This window comes from Hansschlegelia beijingensis, assembly GCF_045505405.1.
GTDB lineage: Bacteria > Pseudomonadota > Alphaproteobacteria > Rhizobiales > Methylopilaceae > Methylopila > Methylopila beijingensis_A.
Window position 1 is genome coordinate 1 of sequence record NZ_JBJKEX010000195.1, and the last position, 5671, is coordinate 5671.

At 56.3% G+C, this 5671-nt stretch carries 3 tRNA genes and 3 rRNA genes; all 6 read left to right on the forward strand.

Annotation, left to right across the window (positions count from 1 at the left end):
* Window positions 1-275: 275 nt before the first annotated feature.
* Window positions 276-1760: ribosomal RNA gene (locus ACIKT0_RS12065) — 16S ribosomal RNA — on the forward strand.
* A gap of 168 nt (window positions 1761-1928) precedes the next feature.
* A tRNA-Ile gene (locus tag ACIKT0_RS12070) sits at window positions 1929-2005 on the forward strand.
* Between the two features lie 41 nt (window positions 2006-2046).
* Window positions 2047-2122 (forward strand) — tRNA-Ala (locus ACIKT0_RS12075).
* 298 nt (window positions 2123-2420) lie between these two features.
* A 23S ribosomal RNA gene (locus ACIKT0_RS12080) occupies window positions 2421-5222 on the forward strand.
* A gap of 91 nt (window positions 5223-5313) precedes the next feature.
* Window positions 5314-5427, forward strand: a 5S ribosomal RNA gene (gene rrf / locus ACIKT0_RS12085).
* Together the 16S, 23S and 5S rRNA genes with 3 tRNA genes alongside form the textbook arrangement of a ribosomal RNA operon.
* A gap of 75 nt (window positions 5428-5502) precedes the next feature.
* A tRNA-Met gene (locus ACIKT0_RS12090) sits at window positions 5503-5579 on the forward strand.
* The last annotated feature ends 92 nt before the right edge of the window (window positions 5580-5671 follow it).

Consider the following 5671-nt stretch of genomic DNA (forward strand, 5'->3'; position numbering starts at 1 on the left):
GCCGGTTGTGGCGGACTTAAGCGGCTGAGCGGGGATGCTCGTTTGGCTGTGCGCATCTGGTTTTTCCGGGTGCTGGCTGTTTGACAAGTTGATCTTGAGAAAGAGAAACGTGGTCGGCGGGGTTCTTGCGGCCTCTGGCTTTTAGCTGGGGGCATGTACAGAGACTTCGGCGGTTATACGTTTCAAGGAATACGCCGCTCGATCATCGTGAGATGGTCAGGGCAGCGTGGTTCCTCGTCAAACGTTGTGACTTAGCTGGACAACACTCAGTACTTCAACCTGAGAGTTTGATCCTGGCTCAGAACGAACGCTGGCGGCAGGCTTAACACATGCAAGTCGAACGGTCTCTTCGGAGGCAGTGGCAGACGGGTGAGTAACGCGTGGGGATGTGCCTGGTGGTACGGAACAACTCAGGGAAACTTGAGCTAATACCGTATAAGCCCTTCGGGGGAAAGATTTATCGCCACCAGATCAACCCGCGTTGGATTAGCTAGTTGGTGAGGTAACGGCTCACCAAGGCGACGATCCATAGCTGGTCTGAGAGGATGATCAGCCACACTGGGACTGAGACACGGCCCAGACTCCTACGGGAGGCAGCAGTGGGGAATATTGGACAATGGGCGCAAGCCTGATCCAGCCATGCCGCGTGAGTGATGAAGGCCTTAGGGTTGTAAAGCTCTTTCACTGGGGAAGATAATGACGGTACCCAGAGAAGAAGCCCCGGCTAACTTCGTGCCAGCAGCCGCGGTAATACGAAGGGGGCTAGCGTTGTTCGGAATCACTGGGCGTAAAGCGCACGTAGGCGGACTTTTAAGTCAGGGGTGAAATCCCAAGGCTCAACCTTGGAACTGCCTTTGATACTGGAAGTCTTGAGTTCGGGAGAGGTGAGTGGAACTGCGAGTGTAGAGGTGAAATTCGTAGATATTCGCAAGAACACCAGTGGCGAAGGCGGCTCACTGGCCCGATACTGACGCTGAGGTGCGAAAGCGTGGGGAGCAAACAGGATTAGATACCCTGGTAGTCCACGCCGTAAACGATGGAAGCTAGCCGTTGGTCAGCATGCTGATCAGTGGCGCAGCTAACGCTTTAAGCTTCCCGCCTGGGGAGTACGGTCGCAAGATTAAAACTCAAAGGAATTGACGGGGGCCCGCACAAGCGGTGGAGCATGTGGTTTAATTCGAAGCAACGCGCAGAACCTTACCAGCTCTTGACATCCCGTGTTACCCAGGGAGACCTGGGGTCCTCTTCGGAGGCGCGGAGACAGGTGCTGCATGGCTGTCGTCAGCTCGTGTCGTGAGATGTTGGGTTAAGTCCCGCAACGAGCGCAACCCTCGCCCCTAGTTGCCAGCATTTAGTTGGGCACTCTAGGGGGACTGCCGGTGATAAGCCGAGAGGAAGGTGGGGATGACGTCAAGTCCTCATGGCCCTTACGGGCTGGGCTACACACGTGCTACAATGGCGGTGACAATGGGCAGCGAAGGAGCGATCCGGAGCTAATCTCCAAAAGCCGTCTCAGTTCGGATTGCACTCTGCAACTCGAGTGCATGAAGTTGGAATCGCTAGTAATCGTGGATCAGCATGCCACGGTGAATACGTTCCCGGGCCTTGTACACACCGCCCGTCACACCATGGGAGTTGGTTTTACCCGAAGGCGCTGCGCTAACCCGCAAGGGAGGCAGGCGACCACGGTAGGGTCAGCGACTGGGGTGAAGTCGTAACAAGGTAGCCGTAGGGGAACCTGCGGCTGGATCACCTCCTTTCTAAGGTCGTTCCCTCAGGGGTCTTCATCCGAAGGCTTCTATCGGAACGCTTGGAACACAAGGTCGGCAGTCAGCCGGCCATTTTGCGGAACTCCGCCGCCTTCGTTTCTCTTTCACCTCGAACGAGCCCTCGGGCGGCCCGCTGACGCGGTTTCGCCCGTGAGAGCCGGGCTTGTAGCTCAGTTGGTTAGAGCGCGCGCTTGATAAGCGTGAGGTCGGAGGTTCAAGTCCTCCCAGGCCCACCAATCATTCAGGCGTCTGCCCCTTTCAGGGAAACCTGGAGGATGGGGCCATAGCTCAGCTGGGAGAGCGCGTGCTTTGCAAGCATGAGGTCGTCGGTTCGATCCCGTCTGGCTCCACCAGACGCCGGGTTGGTCGATAACGTTCGAGGGGATCTCTTGGAGATTCGCGTCGGTTTTGCCGCTTCATCGAAGCGTGCGGGCCGTTCGCGTGTTGTCTGACATCGTGAAACGTTGGTTTGTTCTGCCGTCGGGGCTGTTGCACGCAGCTCCGGTTTGGCCGAAAGGCGCGCCTCCTGACCGGGGCGTTCGCAGGGCGAACCACGAAGCAAGCTGGTCTAAAACTTTCAGGATCGGTGTTTTGCTTGTAGGCCGGGATCTTCGGGTTCCGGCTCTATGGGTGGGCGTCGATCGTGAGAGCGATCAAGTGTCTTAAGAGCATTCGGTGGATGCCTTGGCGCTGAGAGGCGATGAAGGACGTGGTACGCTGCGATAAGCGTCGGGGAGCTGCGAACAGGCTTTGATCCGACGATTTCCGAATGGGGAAACCCACCTCCGACGTTTCGTAATTCGACCTTGCGGGAGCGATCCCGTGGGGTGGGATTACGATGCGTCGACACAGAGGTATTTGTTTCTGAATACATAGGAAACAAAGGCGAACCCGGGGAACTGAAACATCTAAGTACCCGGAGGAAAGGACATCAACAGAGACTCCGTTAGTAGTGGCGAGCGAACGCGGACCAGGCCAGTGCCTTCAGTGAATTCAGCGGAACCGTCTGGAAAGTCGGGCATCAATGGGTGACAGCCCCGTACGCGAAAATGCAACTGAAGGACTCGAGTAGGGCGGGACACGTGAAATCCTGTCTGAACATGGGGGGACCACCCTCCAAGCCTAAGTACTCCTCAGCGACCGATAGCGAACCAGTACCGTGAGGGAAAGGTGAAAAGCACCCCGACAAGGGGAGTGAAACAGTTCCTGAAACCGGATGCTTACAAACAGTAGGAGCCCGCAAGGGTGACTGCGTACCTTTTGTATAATGGGTCAGCGACTTAATGTGTCGAGCAAGCTTAAGCCGGTAGGTGTAGGCGAAGCGAAAGCGAGTCTGAATAGGGCGTGAAGTTCGACGTATTAGACCCGAAACCGGGTGATCTAGCCATGAGCAGGTTGAAGGTGCGGTAACACGCACTGGAGGACCGAACCGGTGCCTGTTGAAAAAGTCTCGGATGACTTGTGGCTAGGGGTGAAAGGCCAACCAAACTCGGAAATAGCTGGTTCTCCGCGAAATCTATTTAGGTAGAGCGTCGGATGAATACTACTGGGGGTAGAGCACTGGATGGGCTAGGGGTCCTTACCGGATTACCAAACCTAACCAAACTCCGAATACCAGTAAGTACTATCCGGCAGACACACGGCGGGTGCTAACGTCCGTCGTGGAGAGGGAAACAACCCTGACCTACAGCTAAGGCCCCCAATTCGTGGCTAAGTGGGAAAGGATGTGAGAATCCCAAAACAACCAGGAGGTTGGCTTAGAAGCAGCCATCCTTTAAAGAAAGCGTAACAGCTCACTGGTCTAAACAAGGGTTCTTGCGCCGAAGATGTAACGGGGCTCAAGCCACGAGCCGAAGCTTAGGGTTCACCGCAAGGTGAGCGGTAGCGGAGCGTTCCGTAAGCCAGTGAAGGGACAGCCGTGAGGCATCCTGGAGGTATCGGAAGTGCGAATGCTGACATGAGTAACGAAAAGGAGTGTGAGAGACACTCCCGCCGAAAGTCCAAGGGTTCCTGCGTAAAGCTAATCTGCGCAGGGTTAGCCGGCCCCTAAGGCGAGGCCGAAAGGCGTAGTCGATGGGAATGGGGTTAATATTCCCCAGCCAGCGGGTAGTGACGAATGTCGAAAGCTGTCGGAGGTTATTGGATTCCGAAGGCGGCCTGGACGTTCCAGGAAATAGCTCCCGCATGAGACCGTACCCGAAACCGACACAGGTGGACAGGTAGAGTATACCAAGGCGCTTGAGAGAACTATGCTGAAGGAACTCGGCAAATTACCTCCGTAACTTCGGGATAAGGAGGCCTCGTAGATGGGCAACCATTTGCGAGGGGCACAGACCAGGGGGTGGCGACTGTTTAGCAAAAACACAGGGCTCTGCGAAATCGCAAGATGACGTATAGGGTCTGACGCCTGCCCGGTGCTGGAAGGTTAAGAGGAGAGGTGCAAGCTTTGAATCGAAGCCCCAGTAAACGGCGGCCGTAACTATAACGGTCCTAAGGTAGCGAAATTCCTTGTCGGGTAAGTTCCGACCTGCACGAATGGCGTAACGACTTCCCCGCTGTCTCCAGCATAGACTCAGTGAAATTGAATTCCCCGTGAAGATGCGGGGTTCCTGCGGTCAGACGGAAAGACCCCGTGCACCTTTACTGTAGCTTTGCATTGGCGATTGTGTTGGCATGTGTAGGATAGGTGGTAGGCTTTGAAGCTCGGGCGCCAGCTCGGGTGGAGCCGTCCTTGAAATACCACCCTTATCGTCACGATCGTCTAACCGCGGCCCGTCATCCGGGTCCGGGACAATGCATGGCAGGCAGTTTGACTGGGGCGGTCGCCTCCCAAAGAGTAACGGAGGCGCGCGATGGTAGGCTCAGACCGGTCGGAAATCGGTCGTTGAGTGCAATGGCATAAGCCTGCCTGACTGCGAGACAGACAAGTCGAGCAGAGACGAAAGTCGGTCATAGTGATCCGGTGGTTCCACGTGGACGGGCCATCGCTCAACGGATAAAAGGTACGCCGGGGATAACAGGCTGATACTGCCCAAGAGTCCATATCGACGGCAGTGTTTGGCACCTCGATGTCGGCTCATCACATCCTGGGGCTGGAGCAGGTCCCAAGGGTTCGGCTGTTCGCCGATTAAAGTGGTACGTGAGCTGGGTTCAGAACGTCGTGAGACAGTTCGGTCCCTATCTGCCGTGGGTGTCGGAGATTTGAGAGGATTTGTCCCTAGTACGAGAGGACCGGGATGAACGCACCTCTGGTGGACCTGTTGTGGCGCCAGCCGCATTGCAGGGTAGCTACGTGCGGACGGGATAACCGCTGAAGGCATCTAAGCGGGAAACCTCCCTCAAAACGAGATCTCCCTTGAGAACCGTGGAAGACGACCACGTTGATAGGCCGGGTGTGGAAGCGTGGCGACACGTGAAGCTTACCGGTACTAATCGTTCGATTGGCTTGATCGCTCTTGCGATCCGCGCCCATCCGCGAACCCCTTCGGTTCGCAAAACCATCCTGAAAGTTCAAATCCAGCTTGCTTCGAACGCACTTCGCCGGCCTGGTGGCTATGCGAGGGGAAAAAACCCGATCCCATCCCGAACTCGGCCGTTAAGCCCCTCTGCGCCGATGGTACTTCGTCTTAAGGCGCGGGAGAGTAGGTCGTCGCCAGGCCTGCGAAGTGCGTTTCGAACTTCACGATGATCAGATCTGCGCTAAACGTCCGTCGACCCATACGTCCGGACATGGCGCGGGGTGGAGCAGCCCGGTAGCTCGTCAGGCTCATAACCTGAAGGTCACAGGTTCAAATCCTGTCCCCGCAACCAAACAAAAAGCCCGCACAGCCCAAAAGCTGGCGGGCTTTCGTCGTTCTAAACACACACACCATGACAGGCCCACGCGAAAAGGGCATGGGTGA